Source organism: Streptomyces sp. NPDC048436 (assembly GCF_043200355.1).
GTDB lineage: Bacteria > Actinomycetota > Actinomycetes > Streptomycetales > Streptomycetaceae > Streptomyces.
Map to the genome: position 1 here is coordinate 816641 of NZ_JBICXP010000003.1, position 16502 is coordinate 833142.

Consider the following 16502-nt stretch of genomic DNA (forward strand, 5'->3'; position numbering starts at 1 on the left):
GCTACGCCGCTACGACGCGCTCGTACAGCGTCTCCTGGGTCTCGAAGAGTTCACGCTCCACCGCTTCGGCGAGGTTCGGATTGTCCACCAGGACGCCGAATTCGACATTGGCGTTCTCCGCGCTCCAGGAGAAGTTGGCGCTGGTTACCAGCAGCAGGTGGTGGTCGATTATCAGGAACTTGGCATGGTTTCGGACGTACTTCCCGTCGAAGGTCTTGGTCCGCCAGATTTCGGCCGGGCTCAACTGCTCGGCGACCTCGATGCTGGACGGACCCCATGCCCGCTGGCCGTTGCCGTCGGCCGCCTTGGCGTCCAGGTAGACGCGTACGGCGAGATCTCCGCGCTGCGCGGCCCTCCGCAGTGACGTCCAGAGCCCGGAGGTGCGCTGAAAGTTGAAGGTGGAACAGGTGATGCTGTGGCGGGCGGTGTTCACGAGTTGAGGTACGGAAGAGGTCAGGGGGCCGCTCTGAGCGAGATGGCCGGGCATGGTCCACAGCGGAGTGAGCGTGGTGGGCAAGGCACGGGCGCCCTCGATCGCGCGCAGGGCCAGGATGCGCCGGGTCTCGGCGGCGGTGCGGGTGGCGGCGTCGGCGCCGAGAAGCTCCAGCAGACCGCGGCATTCGGCACGGTGGCCGACGGCGATCACCTTGAGGGCGGCGGTCAGGGTGTCGCCGTCGGCGAGTCTGTCCGCTACGTCCTTGGCCTCGGTGCCGGTGAGGAGTTGCCCGAGTCGTCTGGCTGCGGTGGCTTCATCCATGAGTGGGGAAGAAACCGAGGCCGCTGCCGCCGGGGAGGTCGAGAAGGAAGCGGCGGTCGAGGAAGCGGTTGGCGCGTTCGCAGGAGGTTTCCGAGGCCATGACGCAGCAGTGGCAGGCGGCGCCGTGGAGGAAGTCCTCGGGGTCCTGCGGGGTGCGCATGGCGCAGACGGGGTCGGAGGAACAGCGCTCGGCCTTGTGGAGGGCACTGGCGACGAGGCGTTGGAGCCGGTCGGGTTCGCTGAGCTGGACCAGGCCGCCGAGAGTGCCGTCGCTGTCGGAGGCGGTGGTGCAGATGAGAAGGCCGGCGGCGGGGTCGCGGCCTTCGGCGGCTGGCCAGGCGTAAAGGCGTTCGCTGAGGCTGGCCGCGGAGTAGCCGCAGGTCAGGGCAGCTTCGCGGATGAGGATGTGGGCGAAGGTGTGGACCAGCCAGTAGCGCGGGGGGCGCAGGCGGGTGTCGGGATGGACGTGGACGGCGGTCTCGGAGAAGCGGCGGTTGAAGTTGCGTTCGTGGGAGGCGCGGTGGAGTTCCCAGAGGTCGGTGTCGAGGATGCGCTTCTCCCAGGCGGCGACGGCGGTTTCGTCGAGCTGGAGGAAGATGCCTTCGCCGCGGTCCTCGGTGGCCACGGTCCAGGCCGGGCGCGGGGCGCGGGTGAGGGGGGCGAGGCGGCGCGGGAGGTCACCGACGCGGTCCATGTCGTCGATGCGGGTGAAGCCGACCAGGGCGTTGACTTTGCGGAGGCGTTCGACGGCGAGGACGCGGCCGACCTCGGGGCGTAGTTGTGGGCCGCGTTCCCTGGTGGCGAGGGTCAGGCCGCTCTTGGGGTCCTCGACGCGGGTGGAGAGGATGTCGCGGAGCAGGTAGCGCCATTCGGGGACCAGCAGGTCCACTGGGTCCCAGTCGCGGAGTTGTTCCTCCTGCTCCTCGGGGGTGGCGACCGGAGCGGAGGCGGTGGCGAGGACCTGTTCCAGGTCGTGGTCGGTCAGGCCGGTGACGTCGACCTTGCCGTCGAGGAGGTCGCGGATCATGTCGAGGTTGTGGCGCCACTTGCCGAGCTTCTCGCCCAGTGCGGTACGGACTCGGTCGGCGAGGTCGTTGGCCTTCTCTTCTTTCGACTCGGGCATGACGATGATCGCTTGAGTGGCGGGGAACCACAGGTTGGAGGCGCCGACCAGCATCAGCTTGGTCTGGCTGTTGCAGCCCTTGGGCTCGAAGGCGTCCAGGTGCGGGTGGCGGCCCCGGCAGAGGGGGAGTTTGCGCTGTCCGGCCTCGCCCTGGGCCTCGCCCATGGGACGCCGCTGGTTGCAGGAGGCGCACTTGATCACGGCCGAGGCACCCTTGCCCGCCGTTCGGTCCTCCATCTTCAGCGCGGGCAGCTCGGCCACTTCGCAGGGCCGGCCATGGTGCACCCACAGGTCGTAGGGGAACTCGTCGAGGTGACCGTCGGCGCAGGCCAGGAGATAGCGGGCCGGGATGGCGGTGCGGCGCATCGCCTTCCGGGCACCGTCACCGGCGCGGCCGGTGCACTTGGCGTGCTCGAAGACGGCGAGGTCGGTGCGGAAGGGATGGGTGTTCTTGTAGTCGAACTGGGCGAGCAGCCCGAGCATGTCGCAGCCGGTGCAGCGCAGCCACTGCGGGAAGACCCGGGAGGGGACGCCGAGGTCATTGCCCTCGGCGGAGCGCATGTGCTTCTTCGGCTGCCAGGGGTAGGGGCGCAGCTGGACATCCGGTGAACGCAGCATCATCCGCACCACCTCGCGCAGACGCGGGGCATGGATCTGCGGGGGCGCGGAGTCACGGCGGCGCCAGATGCGGTCCCAGTCGTCCAGACCGGTCGGCATGATCGTGAACTGCGGCAGATCCATGATCGCGCCGGGCCCGTAGGTGTAAAGCAGGGAGCTGGGGCGCGCCGATCCGACCTTCGCCCGGTTGTGCTTGGCGGCCTTCTCCTGCTCCTCCTCCAGATCGGCGAGCGGGTCGACGCCACGGGATGCGTCGTAGATGAAGCGGTTCTCGTCACTCACGACTGGTCCTCCGGCATCCGCCACTGCGGGGCATGGTCGGGCGCGCGGTACACCAGACGCTCCTTGATCGGGCTCACCAACAGATTGATTTCCGGCTGCACTTCACGCATGGAGTTCGCTACGACGAACGGCGCGGCGTCGCGCGAGTCGATGCCCGCCTTTGCGTTCTCCGCGCTCATCATCAGCGCGTCGTGACGGCTCTCGTCCAACACCCGCTCGTAGACGAGGGACTTGCGCAGCTCGCCCAGGGACTTGCGGCGATTGCCCCACTGGTCGAGACGGTTCTCAAGGCGCAGCCGACCGCGCTCGGCCGCGTCCTCGTCCCCGGCCCGTGCGATCCGGCGCACCAGAGCGTCGAGAAGCTCACCGGCGAAGTGCTGCTCGGCCTCGATCCGGCCCGCGCCCTCCTCCGGCGACAGTCCCTCCCGTACGTGCGGCTTCGCCGCCTGTAGCACCCGTGCTGCGCTGACCAGTACGCCATCCAGACCGCGTTCCAGGGAGGTCACCGAGAACGGGGTCACCGACAGCGCTTCGACCTGCGAGTAGAACGTCTCGTGGTAGTGCTTGAATTGCTCGAAGTGCGCCAGATCGCGCGGACGCGCCCAGTTCCCGAGTGCCACCACCAGGCCCGGCTTGTCCTCGACACGGCCGACCCGGGACGAGGCCTGGATGTACTCGGCGGTGTTCTTCGGCTGACCGACCACCAGCATTAGTCCCAGGCGGGGCACATCGACACCGACCTGCAGCATCGAGGTCGCGAGTACCACGTCGTACGGATTGACCTCCCGCTCAGGCCCCTGCTTCTTCGCCTGCCGCAGCGCCCGGCGGTTCGCTTTGCCCGCGGTGGAGTCGAAGGCCGGTTCGAAGGCCACACCCATCTGGTCCAGGGTGGCGGTAATGTCCGCACTGGCCACCCGGGAGGTCAGTTCGGCCACATGCAGCGAACCGAAATTCGCACCGAAGCGACGCGGCAGCCGGGACCAGGGGCGGCCCTTGGCGAGCGCGGTCTGGATGTCGTCGCTCATATACCGGGCCATACCGGCCAGTTCACGGGTGGCGCTGAAATAGCCGACCAGACCCATGTACGGGTCGGCCGCGCTGCCGGAACGGTCCATGAGGAGCTGCCCGGCCGCCAGGAGCACCTCGGCGATCCGGATCTCCGCGGTCGTCAGACGCACCCCGGTCGTACTCAAGCCGATATAACGCCGGCCGGGGGACTTCTCCGAGATCTCCATCTCCTTGGAGAAGAAGGTGTTCCCGGCGTCCAGGACCTGCGGCGGGAAGATGGTGACGTCCCGCCCGTACAGCGCACGCACCTGGTCAGCCGCATTACGGGCGGTAGCGGTGGAGGCGACCAGGAGCGGACGCACTGGACGGCCCTCGGCGGTACGCCAATCGGTCATCACATCGACGGCCACCTCGAACAGGCCCACCGTCGTACCCAGCGCACCACTGATCAGGTGCAGCTCGTCCTGAATCACCAGGTCCGGAGGACGCAGCCGGTTCGCGGGATGCACCGGGGCGGCTGGCCAGCCGTCCTTCTTCGGATGCTTGTTGCCGTCCTTGATATCGCAGTGCTGATAGTCGGGGTGGACGAAACCGTGCCGCTCACAGCGGCGCGAGACGTACCCGAAGAGGGAGGCGGCCTCGCCCTCACGGGCGAGGCGCGCGAACTTGTCCACGGTCGCGATCACGAACGAGGGCGCGAGCCGGTAGATCTCCTCGTCCACCGTGAGCACCGGCAGACCGTCCGCGACCTCGCCCCCCTCGGCGAAGGGACACTCGGCCAGCTCGTCACCGCAGTACACGTACACCCGCCGCAGAGTGGGATCGGTGCCCACATCCCTGGCCTGGATCCGGGTCCCGCACCAGGGGCAGCGCTGGATCTGCAGCACGGTGAGCCGGTAACTGAACCCCTTGTGCGCGTCCGCGATCTGCTTGGCTGCCTCGTCGTACCGTTTGGGGCTCACATCCGTGCCGACCCACAGGCCGATCCGGAACGGCTCCTGGCCCCAGGTCACCGGGTCTTCACGGCGTGCGACCTCGGCCGCGCAGACCAGCGCGGTGGCGCGCTGGAACTGCTGGGCGGTCAGCAGCCGCAGTGTGTAGCGCATCAGCACGGCCACGCCGGACAACCCGTCCAACGGCCCGCCGTCGGACTCCACCACGCCTTGCCGCCGCCGTACCGCGAACGTATACGCCGCCAGACCCAGATACGCCTCGGTCTTGCCACCACCGGTCGGAAAGAACAGCAACTGCGCCTTGGCCAGATCCCCTGATCGCTTCTCGGCCGACGGGTCGGACAGCAAGGGCAGCTGCATCAGCACGAAGGCCAGCTGGAAGGTACGCCAGGAATGCGCCCGTGCGCCCTTTTCCTCGAGGATCGCCTCTCGTGCCTCCTCGATGCCCTCCTCCGGCCGGGCCGCCCGCCGCTCGGCGACCTGCGACTGCACACGCTGATCGGCCATCACCCGGTTCATGAACCGGAAACAGCGCAAGGCCTCCGTGTCTGAGAGCAGGAACGCGAGGCCGTCGGACAGCTGCCGGTGGACGCGTCGCGCCTCGGCCACCGCGTCGAGCCCTTCGGACCGCAGATGCGCGGGAAGAGCCTCCGCCCGCCGCTCCTCGCCGTCCAGCCAGGCCCCGTACCCGGCGACGATCGGCTCAAGGCCGGCCCGCAGATCGTCGGGCGAGGCTGCCTGCAACTTGCCCATGTCCAGCAGGGCCGAGCTGATCTCCTCGGCCCGGGTCTGCGGCGTCTCGCTGACCGGCAGCCATGTCGTCCGTACGCTTCGGGCCCGGCGCGCGCCTTCGTCCGTGTCCCAGTCCACCGAGCAGGTGCGGCCGACAGCGAACTCCAGCCGGCTGCGGTACTGCAGCTTCAAGCGGCGCAGCTCGTCGTCCCACTCCTGGCGGGTGTCGAGCAATACGTCATTGACCGGCAGGAACACCTCCGCGCCGCCGGCGGTGACCTCCAGTTCGGTCTGGTACAGCCATGCCTCGACCGGGATCTTCCGGGGCGTTTCCCGGTCGTTGCAGAGTGCCACCTCGATGAGACGGCAGCCGCGCTCCGCGTCGTCGTAGCGGTCAATACGGAGGACGATCTTGTCCTTCAGGGGGATCTCGGTCGTCCGGGACGGCTTCAGATCGGCCACGGAGATCGTCGTTGCGATGGAGTGCGGCGTGCGCTGGAAACGGCGGAGGGCCGGGGGTGTGGTGCCGTCTTCCGTGCCGGTGCCCTCGGGACCTCCCTCGCCGCGCTTCTCCTTCACCGGCTCGTACGTGCCCCAGGAGGCGATCACCGTGAACTCGTTCAGATCGTCCGGGATCTGGCAGCGCAAGCCCATCGACGCCGGGATCATCAGCCCGCGTTTCTGCGGCTGGTCCTCGACCTCGTCCTCTTCCGACCCCGCACTGCTCTCATCGACGGCGGTGACCGGTACACCCCGGCTGCCGGAGGCGTCCACCGCGTCACCGACGTCGGTCGCAGCCTCCTCGGAACCGGCCTCGCTTGGATCGTCCTGTCCGCTTGGACTGCCGGTGAGGCGGACCGGGGCGATTCGGCCGACTAGGTAGGCCGAGTCCGGGACACCGTCGAGGATCTCGTCCGGGCCGTTCGCGGGGCCGAGGAGCTCGCGCTCCAGGATGTCGACCAGGTTCTCGCGGGCTGTCCAGGAACGGCCGTCGGGATCGTGGGCGAGACGGAAGGCGGGCGCCGGGGGGCGGGCCGATGCAGCACGGTGCGGCTGGCCGCTGCGCGGGGGAGTGCTCATCGCTCGTCACCTTCCTGATCGTCGTCCTCGTCGCCGCCATTGTGGTCGGAGGGATTGACAACGCCCTGCGCGGCGGCGCGACGGTGGTTCTCTTCGAGGAGCCGGTCGAGGATCTCCACGCGGGCAGCGGGGCTCACGGTCCAGCGCTCCATCTGGCGGTAGGTGTGGAAACCGTGGTCCAGGGGGACGTCGTCCCAGCCATAGGCGGCCATGACCGCTTGGTCGAGCTCGACGTGGAGGGCGCGGAGACGGGCTACGTCGAGGTCGGCGGAGTCGGGGATGGCGGGGTCGTTGACCAGGTTGTAGAGCTTGGTCAGGCCGAGGTTGCGGCGGAGCATGATCTCGCGGCGGGTGGTGTCAAGTGCTGCGCCTGCTGAGAGAAGTTGAGACGTCTCCTGCGGCCGAGGAAACGTCTCGAACACATCGGACGGTACGTAGCGGATGTCTGTGCGCATCGTTGAGCCGTATTTGATGGCCCATGCCTGGTGCAGTGATGAGGACAACACCGCCTGGCCTGCATACGAATCCATCGCGAAAACGCCCAAGACGTTGCCGAAGACCTGACGGTTTTGTACCCGCATCGGCATCAAGGTTTTACTGACCAAGGCAATGACGAGCACCTCATCCAAGCCGCGGACTGCCTTTCGCATGGCTGGCCGAGTCTTCTCGTACTGCCACCAGCGCTCACGCACTGCCTTCTGGTTGATCTTCTGGCGTTCAGGCATGACTCGCTCGCGCACCCGCTGATACGGCGCCGAGTATCGTGCCGCCTGACTTTCAGCGCGGTCGTTGAAGTCAATGACCCAACGGGTCGCAGTCAGGTCTGGGCGTGAGTTGAGGTCCTCGCCATTGAGATATGGGAAGACCACATCCGCAGTTTCGGCGTCAGCCTGAACCCAGGCCGCAGCTTCTTCAGGATCAAGTGCGAAACCCTGCCCTCGGGTAATGAATCCCTGGAAGACGACGCCCGTGTTCTCCTTCAGTCGTACGGGGGCACCGTCCACCCTGCCTCCGGCTTCCAGAAGCGTAGTGATCCGCATCACCTCGACATCGTCCGCGACGCGTGGGACCTCAGGCGCGAGATTGCCCCGGCTGCCCCACACCGCCGCGTACTCCAGATTCGCGCTCGCCGCTGGCCATGACCGGCTCTGGATCGCGCGCGTGATGGTGAACCCGTTCTCGGCGAGCCGGTCGAGGCCGACCTGCCGGGAGTCGCCCTGTGCGACCGTGTTCGTCGCGATCAGTCCGAGCCCGCCCCGCTGGGTGAGTAGCGCGTAGGCGCGCAGGAAGAAGTACGCCACTAGGTCGGCGCTGCCCTTCCGGCCGCCCGCGAGGGTGTTGACGAACCAGTCGCGGACGTTCGTCCCCATGCTGCCGGTGAGCTTTTGCCCACCGAGGAACGGCGGGTTGCCGATGATCGCATCGAAGCCGCCGCGCTCCATGACGTCGGGCACGGCCAGGATCCAGTGCAGTGGCTTCCACCGTGTGTAGTCCGTCGTGACCGTCGGGGTGAGTCCGGCTTCCTTGATGCCGTCGAGCATCGTCGAGTTGCGTTCGCCCGTCGCGTTCCCTGCCGGATACGCCATCTCGACGGCGACCCGCAGATTCTCGTACGCCGTGCGCAGGGGCTTGCCCGGCTTCCCGCCCCACCGCAGTCCCGCCGCGACGACCGCGTCAGCCACGTCTGCGAGCTGAGCGGTCATCTCCTGGTAGCGCCGCCACTGTCGCCGTTTGGTGGCGGCTGAGCGCTGGGGGTCGTTTTCGTCGACCTCGGTGGCGAGCTGGCGGCGCAGGCGGGCGGCCTGGTCGAGGATGCCGTCCACGTCCAGGCCGAACATGTTGAGCTGGGCCCCGGCCGTATCCGGGGCGATGTGCAGTTCGCGCAGCTGCTTGGCGCTGGTCAGCCCGAGGAGCGCGTTGCCGTGCAGCACCTTGTCGTCGACGAAGGAGAACGGCAGTTTCGGGTCCAGGGAGACCAGCCACAGCGACAGCTTGCACATCTCGACGGCCATGCCGTTGATGTCCGCGCCGTACAAGCAGCTGGCGACGACGCTCCTTATGGCGTGGACGTGCAGATCGTGCGGGCTCATGCCGCCGGTGGTCTCTTCGCGACGCCAAGCTTCGACGAGGCGGTCGGCGAGGTACCGGGCGGCGGCGACAAGGAAGGCCCCCGACCCGCAGGCGATGTCGGCGATACGCAGGTCGAGAATCTGGTCGGCGTAGATCGGGACCCAGGTGTCCTGGTCGGCACTCTGGTGCGGGCCGGGGGAGTAGACCAGGGGCTCCAACGCGTGCTTGACGACTTCCTCGGCGAGCGAGCGCGGCGTGTAGTGCGCGCCGGCCGAGGCCCGCGACGGTGTCTCGACCAGCAGCACGCCGCCCGGCTCGACCACGAACGGACGCCCGCGCAGGTCGCGGCGGATGATGCCGAGGAACGGCCGCAGCCGCTCGCGCAGTTCGGCGTCCTCGGTGACGTCGCGGAGCGCGATCTCCGCATCGTCGAGGGTGTCGCCCGCCTTCAGCGCCTTCACCAGCGTCGGCTTGGTGGGCGGCTTCGCCGCCGGCTGGTTCTGCTTGACCCAGGCGAGGATCGCCTCCACCAGGGTGGTCTCGGTGGTCTTGGTCTCGGCGAGTTCCTCCAGGACGGCCAGGGGGATCTCGGGCTCGGATCCCGCGCTGCCGGTCAGTCCCAGGACGACCTCGTCTACCGGCTCGCAGGAGTAGCCGAGCAGGCCCTCGTAGATGTAGCCGATCTGCTCGACGTCGATGTCGCGGAAGGAGATCCGGCGATCTCCGCCCGGTAGTTTCGCGTACTGGACGGCGCGCAGGACTTCGAGCATGACGCGGTCGCTGACCGTGATGGCCAGGGTGTCCTGGGCGTCGCGGGCGGTGAGGAAGGGGAATCGCTTGGGGTCGAAGAGCGAGCCGCCGTACTCGGGCAGGCGCAGGTCCTCGAAGGAGGCGCCCCGGTAGAGGGCCTGGGAAGTGGCGAGGAGACGGTGCCAGGTGAGGGTTGTGGCGTCGAGGGCCTGTTCGACCTCCTCCTTCTCCCGGCGGTCAAGGAGGTCGAGTTCGTCGCTGATGCCGTAGCCCATGGCGAACAGGCGGCTCTGCGGGAGTAGTCCGCGTTCTTCTGCGAAGAGGAGGAAGACGACGCGCATCATGACGGTGACGGCGGCTTCGTATACCTCGCCGCGGTTGTCCGGCAGCGGGTCGGGCTCGTTGCGACGGCGGGCTTCCAGGGCGCCTTCGGACAGGGCTTGGACGATGAGTTCGACGGCGTGGCGGACCTGGGTGCCGAGCGCTTCGGTGATCTTCTCGGCGGCGGTGACGGACTCGCCGAACAGCTCGGTGAGGCGGTCGGCCGGCTTTCCGCCGATGAGGCGGCGCAGCTGGAGGAGGGCGAAGAATGCGTTTCGGGTGGGGGGTTCTTCGATCCAGGTCTGGGCGTCGACGATCCCGGAAGCGGCCATGGTCTGCGGGCGCGCGCTGACGACGGCCCACCAGCGGCCGTCGGTGACGACGCCGATGGGGACGTTCGCGGTGCGCAGGAGTTCTTCCATGCGGTCGATGGGACTGGCCGACCAGTTGTCGGTGAGCGGGTCGCGCAGGGAGGCGACCGGGTCGGTGACCAGGACCAGAGCGCCGGTGTCTTCGCCCCGTACAAGCGCGCCGTCGGCTCGTACGGTGACCGCGTAGTCGGGGGAGCGGACCTCGGGGGTGGCCGGGGCAGGCGCGCTGTAGTGGGCGCCCCAGCGCAGGCCCTGGCGCAGTACGAGGTCGACCCAGGTGCCACGGGCCTCGCGGTACAGCTCCAGGGCGGCCAGGTCGTCGGGGTGCTCGTCCCAGTTCTCCCAGGCCTTCTCGAAGGCGGGTTTGGCGTCTTTGACCGCTTCCAGGGCGCGGGCCTCGGGCTGAGGGATGCCCTGGGGCCAGACGCGTTCCAGGGCGGGTACGGCGAGGAACGGGCCGTCGGTGTCGACGAGTTCAAGCCAGGCGCGGTGCAGCTCGGCGGTGCTCGGGGGGCGCTTGCGGCCGCTCATGCTTTCACCGTTCCGTTCTTCTCGGCGCCGTCACCAGAGGCGGCGTCTTCGGGCGTCAGGGCGAACACGACCGCGGCGGCTGACACGTATGGCTTGATGTCGGTGTAGCGCTCGCGGATCATGGCGACCTCGCGGGCCTCTTCCTCTTCCAGGCTGTCGAGGCGTTCGTTCATGTGGTGCAGATCACGGCGACGCTGCTTCTGCTGGTCATCGGTGAACAGCAGCTCCTCCTCGGTGCGGATCTCCTGCTCCAAGCGATCGCGAGACTCTCGCAGGTTGATCCGGAACGCGTCGAAGATCTCGTGGGCGCGGGTGATGTCGGCATCTCGGCGCTGGATGAGGGCCTCGGTGACCTTCTCCTGCCGGGCGGCGCTCTTTCGTTCCATGGCGTTCAGCAGGCGGTCGCGCAGTCGGGCATCGGAGCTGTTCCACTGGTCGGCGAGGCGGGACCGCACGGTGTCGTCGGCCAGGTGCAATTCGGTGGAGTCCAGGGTCTCGTCCAGGACCTGTTCGACCTTGGCCTCGGCCAGAGCCCGGCCCTGCAGGCGGATGCCGGTGAGGAAGACCTCCTCGTGCAGGCGCAGCCCGCCGCGGCCGACCAGAACGAGCCGGGAGACCGCCGCGACGCAGGACTCGGGCAGGTCGGGGGTGACGACTGCGGTGACCCGGTTGACCGGTGACTCCGCGCTGAACAGGGCCGAGCGCAGGGTGCGGGTGGCGCGCTGCATCAGGGCGTGGCCGAGGTGGATGTGGACCAGGTCGGTGCGGTTCTGCGCGGCCTTGTCATCGAAGGTGACCGGGCGCAGGACGCCGGGCTCCAGGCGGGTGTCCAGGCCGCGCAGGGCCGCCTGCCAGGTGCGGCCGAGCGCGGGGAGCTCGAAGACCTGGGCTTCGGTGCGGTCGTCGCCGGTCTCGATCAGCGGCGGCTGGGAGGTCAGGGCCAGCGCGGTGTCCACCACGCGCCGCGCGTTGGCGGGCGTGAGGTGCATGCCGACCTTGCTGTCCTCGTAGGTGTCGGCCATCTTCGTCAGCTGCCGGTTGAGCTCCATGCCACCGGCCAGGACCCGGTTGATGACCTCGCTGTCGGCGTCTGGCGCAGACGGGTGGGCCTTGCGCGAGGAACGGGTGGGGCTGAAGTGCTCCTGGATCTCGGCGTCGATGACCTGGTTGACCTTGCCCAGGTCTTGGGTGGCCGTACCGACCTTGGTGGCGATGATGCCCATGAATCGCATGTCGGCGGCGTACCGGGTGGAGCTGTCGACCGGTTTGAAGTGGAAGATCTTCGGATCCTCTGTTTGCCCGTACCGGTCGATGCGGCCGATGCGCTGTTCCAAGCGGGAGGGATTGAAGGGGATGTCGAAGTTCACCAGGCGGTGGCAGTGCGTTTGCAGGTCGATGCCCTCACCGGCGGAGTCGGTGGCGAGCAGGACCCGGACCTTGTGCCGGTCGGGGCTCTCGGTGAAGCGGGCACGGATCCTCTCCCGCTCCTCGGCCGGGGTCGAGCCCTGGATGATCTCCAGGACGTCGTTGTAGCCGCGCTGACGCAGCACACCGGCGATCCAGTCGAGGGTGGCCGCGTACTCGGTGAATACCACGACTCGCTCGTTCATCCAGTGCGTGCCGTCCGGGCGGCAGACGGCGTTCAGGAAGGTCAGTAGCGCCTCCAGGCGGGAGTCCGCCTTGTGCTCGTAGCCGCGGCCCCACTCGATCAGCGAGTCGATCTCGCTCTGCGTCGCGGTGACCAGCGGGTCGGAGCCCTTGGTCTGACGCAGCGCGGTGAACTCGGGGTGCTCGGCCTCGCCCTCCTCCTCGTCGGACTGACCGCTGCCCATGACCTCGGTGAAGTACTGGTCCTCGTCATCCATCTGGAGCTGGCGGTCACCGCCTTCGGCGCCCTCGTACAGCTCAAGGGTGCGGGCGAAGGACCACGGGCTGGACAGGAAACGCTTCTTCAGCAGCATCGAGACGATGTCGCCGCCCGCGCCCTTGCCGTTCGCCCGGGCGCTTTCGGCCAGGAGAAGCTCCAACCGCTCGAACTGCCGCTGCTCCTCCGCGGTCGGATCGAAGACCAGGCTCTCCAGCTTCCTGGCCTTGAAGCCCTTCTCGGGCAGCTCGCTCTTCAGACGGCGCACTCCGACCTCGCGCAGTGCCTTCTCGTCGATGCTCGCGCCACGGGTGAAGCGACGCCCGTCGATCATCTCCAGGAGGGCGGTGAAGGACTCGGAGTAGCCGTTGTGCGGCGTCGCGCTCAGGAACAGGCGGTGCTCACAGGCCTCGGCGAGCTTCGTCGTCGCGATGGTCCGCTTGCTGTCCACGGCGTAGCCGCGCTGCCCTGGCGCCGTGGTCGGGCTCGCCGGAGCCACGTGATGCGCCTCATCGACGACAAGTACGTCGAAGGCGTAACGGCGGGCGGTGGAGGAGTCGCGCATGTCGGCAAGGACGTCACGCAGCAGGCGCTGGGCGCGCAGCGAAGGCAACCACGCCATGCTCACGATCACACGGGGGAACAGCCGGAACGGGTTCGCGTTCAGTCCGTGGCTGCGCCGTACCCGCGCCATCAGCTCGCTGTTGACGATCACGAAGTCCAGACCAAACTTCTCCCGCATCTCGTCCTGCCATTTCAGCGACAGACTTGGCGGACAGACGATGATCACCGAGCGGGCGCGGTGGCGGAGCAGCAGCTCCTGTACGACCAGCCCGGCCTCGATGGTCTTGCCCAGGCCGACGTCGTCGGCGAGCAGCAGGTTCGTACGTGACGACTTCAGGGCGCGGCTCAGCGGCACCAGTTGATAGGCCTCCACGTTCGCGCCACTGCGGAACGGAGCCTGAAACGAGTCCGCGTCGGCGGAGGTCACGGCGCCCCACCGGACGGCGTCGACGAAGGCGGCCAGGGTGTTCGGGTCGTCGAAGTCATCGGAACGCACAGACTCCGGGAGCCCCTGGTCGGGCTCGAGGGTGTGTCCGACCTCCAGCTCCCACACCACGGAGAGCTCCTGACCGAGGCGGTCCTCCTCCAGCGACTGCAGGCTCACCACGTGAGAGAGGCCGGGTACGCCCTCGTCAGCGGGGCTGCGGGGCAGACCCTGGCGGCGGACGTCGGTGACGGCCCAGGTGGAGCCCCGTACTTTGACCACCTGGCCGGGCTCCGGCACCGGCGGCAGACCCGCCGTGGCGGCCGTACTCGGCTGTGCTCCTTGCGGAGATTCCATAGTGGTCGCCATCCGAGCAGGCTCCTCCATCAGCACTTCACATCCCGGTCCGAACCCGGCCTTATGGCACGCTTTTCGGCGCGCTCAGGCAAGATCGCAGAGGGTTCTCGTGCCTAGTATTCCTGATCACCCCGGGTCTCCTGGGGCCGATCCGGGAGATCGGGAGGCATCCCGGACCGCGGGCCGTTTCGCACACCCGATGGCCAGGCCGTCTGCGACGGGCCGGGGTGCCGCGGCCGGGGACTGTTGGGAGGCGTAGGGGCCGAGGAAGAGCTGGCCTACGGCAAGCACGCCGACCAGGAGTAGGGCGTGGCGCCGGATTTGCACAAGGTATTCAGAAACGGTTCGCGTACAAGGCATGGGACAGGACCGATCGCTCTCGCTCCGTGGGAGCTGGCCCGGAGCAGCAGCCGTGATCGCGCCGTACGCGTTGTCAGTGCGATTCGATGATGGTCCGGCACTGGGACACTGCTTCAGCCGACTGTATATGGCCGCGCTGCATGCGGAGGTAGGTGCTCAGTCCTCCCGGTCAAAGGACCGACGGGCTGCCCCTCGCATGGGAGGGACGGCCAGCCGGTTCCTTCGTCAGCTGTCGATACGGGCGACCTTGCGGCCGAACTTCAGGTAGAGGTCGGCTGCCTCAGAAGTGGCCGTCTCGGACGGTACAGCCGACAAAGTCTGCTGCACGGCACTCATGCGGCGCTCCATGCTCCGACAGCTCACCAGCGCCCAGGCGATCTCCGAACTCGCCGCCATGATCCAGGGATTCCTGGCTGAAGCCGACTGTGGCGAACGCTTCGAGCCGCCGCTTAGCCCTGCTGAACTTGCCTTCTACGACGCCGTCGCCCACCGGGGCATGGCAGAACTCATGGTCGGCGGCGACGAGACCCTGGCTGAGATCGCCTGTGCGCTCGTGGCGGACATCCGTAAGGACCTGTCCGGCGGCGGCAACGCTCCTGGGCCCGATGCCGCTACAGGCCACCAAAGAACTCGGCCATGTCGGACTCGGCTTGACGTAGATCCTCAGCGCTTTGCTGCTCGTCCTCTTCCCATGAAACGGATCGAAAGCCCTCGAGGCCCTCCAACTCGGACAACCGGCCGTGATCCCGTTGGTCTTCGATCCCGTACTCCTCGCTGTACTCTCGCGCGCTGTACAGCAGCCGGAGGTCTGTGCCGGTAATCCGGAACGTGGGGGAGTCCCCGTAGAGGAACTTGTGCAGGGGGCGCTCTACCCGAACTTGCAGTGCGCCGAGGTAGCTATCTGAGTGACTGAGGAGTTCGTGATGAAGGTCAGCGAGATCTCCCTGGCGAATACCTTGTACGCAGGCGAAGGCGATCTCCCGTGTCCTCAACACTGTCTCCCAAGCATCGATCGAATGAGAGGCCCAAACCTTCGGTGATCCTCCCAGCAGTGCCGCCGAGAGGTCAGTCGGTGACATGCCTTGGGAAGTCAATGCGAACGTGGCGAGACTTCGTACGCCGACGGTGATATCACGGCGCACTTCTGGCAACACACGCATGAGCTGGCGGAATGTCTCGCGCTCCAATTGCCCTGGAAGGAGTGAGTTCTCGTCGAAGTGCAGTGCCACGGAGACGTCGTCGCCTGCGCGACCCACCTTGTGCGGGGTGCTTGGTGATGTCGAGCTGTTCACCGTGAAGTCATCGCTGTCGAGGTGCTGGGTCATGGTTCCCCTGCTGTGCATCCTGTACTTCCAGTAAGCGCCGAACGAGGTTTGTGGTCGGCCGAAAACGTGGGCTGACACCCGAATATTCTTCTCCGAAACGGCCACAACCAGGCCGAAGCCTGCATAGCGCGCGGGTTCGCTCTCCGCGGTGACGAGGTCATTGGTCGCCGTGCCGGTGGTCAGCCATGCAGGGTCATACCTGACGGTGATCGCGTGGCCGTCAAGGGGGAAAGAAAGATTTGGACCACTCGACCATGAGCCGTCCGGACGCTGCTGCGGCGTACCGTGCAAAGTATTGTGGCTGCGCATAGTCGCATCGAAGGTCACGTACATGCCCGTGCGAATGTCTGTAACGTGCGCTGTATCCAACGGAACCGCGTGCTCACGCCAGGCTTCGAATGCCGGGCGCAACTCTGCGACGAAGAGGCCGGGAGCGGCACCTTGGTGTCGAAAGGGCTTCTGAGGGTCAAGTCCTGCTCTCTGGGCGACTTGCAGAACGGCGTGCCCGCTCAGGAGCATAGCCACACGGGGCATGTTGACGTAATCAATGGCGCTGTAGCTCATGCTCCACGGCTGCGCCGACCGGCGCAGCATGGCCATCAGGCTTTCGTGATCCCGTTTGATCCTGAGGAGATGCTCGGTGGTGAAAGCCTCGGCTCCGGTCGCCTTATCGATCTTGTCGTGGCAGTTTGGGCAGAGATACATGAGGTTGGATACGGCGTTCCTGTCGGCAGTGGGCATGTTGGCAGATGCCCGTGGGCCGCGATCGCTGAGAGCTCGAATGTGCGCGGCCTGGGCTGTCGCTGTCCGCCCCGAGGTGCCCGGATCCAGCTCGCATCGGCACATGGAGCACATACCGTTCGCTAGCCGCCAGAGCTCTCTGCGAGTGCTGTCGCTAACTTCAGCCGCTCTACCCACGATTCCTCATCTCGCCGGAATGGTCCGCCAGTTGAAGCTCTCGGATCAAGATAGTCGAGTCCTCATCCTGGCCGAGGGTCGGATGTGGATGTGT

6 protein-coding genes and 1 pseudogene are annotated in these 16502 nt (G+C 67.4%); 1 reads left to right on the top strand and 6 read right to left on the bottom strand.

Annotated elements, in window-relative coordinates; genetic code table 11:
- Position 1: 1 nt before the first annotated feature.
- Genes drmC through drmD form a run of 5 tightly spaced genes read right to left on the bottom strand, consistent with a single transcriptional unit; the run spans position 2 to position 13817 of the window.
- Positions 2-757 (bottom strand): DISARM system phospholipase D-like protein DrmC, encoded by a 756-nt coding sequence (gene drmC, locus ACGFX9_RS14595; RefSeq protein ID WP_393470263.1) that lies wholly within the window; start codon positions 755-757, stop codon positions 2-4.
- Positions 750-2780, bottom strand: coding sequence for a DrmB family protein (drmB, locus tag ACGFX9_RS14600; RefSeq protein WP_393470266.1), 2031 nt, complete (start codon positions 2778-2780; stop codon positions 750-752). The genes drmC and drmB overlap by 8 nt, the downstream gene beginning before the upstream one ends.
- Positions 2777-6553 (bottom strand): DISARM system helicase DrmA, encoded by a 3777-nt coding sequence (gene drmA / locus ACGFX9_RS14605; protein WP_393470270.1) that lies wholly within the window; start codon positions 6551-6553, stop codon positions 2777-2779. Before drmA ends, drmB begins: the two co-directional genes overlap by 4 nt.
- Complete coding sequence (locus ACGFX9_RS14610; RefSeq protein WP_393470273.1) at positions 6550-10596, bottom strand: Eco57I restriction-modification methylase domain-containing protein; 4047 nt, start codon at positions 10594-10596, stop codon at positions 6550-6552. Before ACGFX9_RS14610 ends, drmA begins: the two co-directional genes overlap by 4 nt.
- A complete protein-coding gene (gene drmD / locus ACGFX9_RS14615; RefSeq protein WP_393470276.1) occupies positions 10593-13817 on the bottom strand; it encodes a DISARM system SNF2-like helicase DrmD in 3225 nt (1074 codons plus the stop codon). The genes ACGFX9_RS14610 and drmD overlap by 4 nt, the downstream gene beginning before the upstream one ends.
- Before the next feature lie 694 nt (positions 13818-14511).
- On the opposite strand from drmD, the gene ACGFX9_RS14620 reads away from it, so the two are divergent.
- Positions 14512-14985 carry a type I restriction enzyme endonuclease domain-containing protein gene (locus ACGFX9_RS14620; RefSeq protein WP_393470279.1) on the top strand — a complete coding sequence of 158 codons (474 nt, stop codon included), beginning with the start codon at positions 14512-14514 and terminating at the stop codon, positions 14983-14985.
- 1183 nt (positions 14986-16168) lie between these two features.
- Here the strand turns inward: ACGFX9_RS14620 and ACGFX9_RS14625 are convergent.
- Positions 16169-16345 (bottom strand): annotated as a pseudogene (locus tag ACGFX9_RS14625) (HNH endonuclease); the annotation flags it as partial.
- Between the last annotated feature and the right edge of the window lie 157 nt (positions 16346-16502).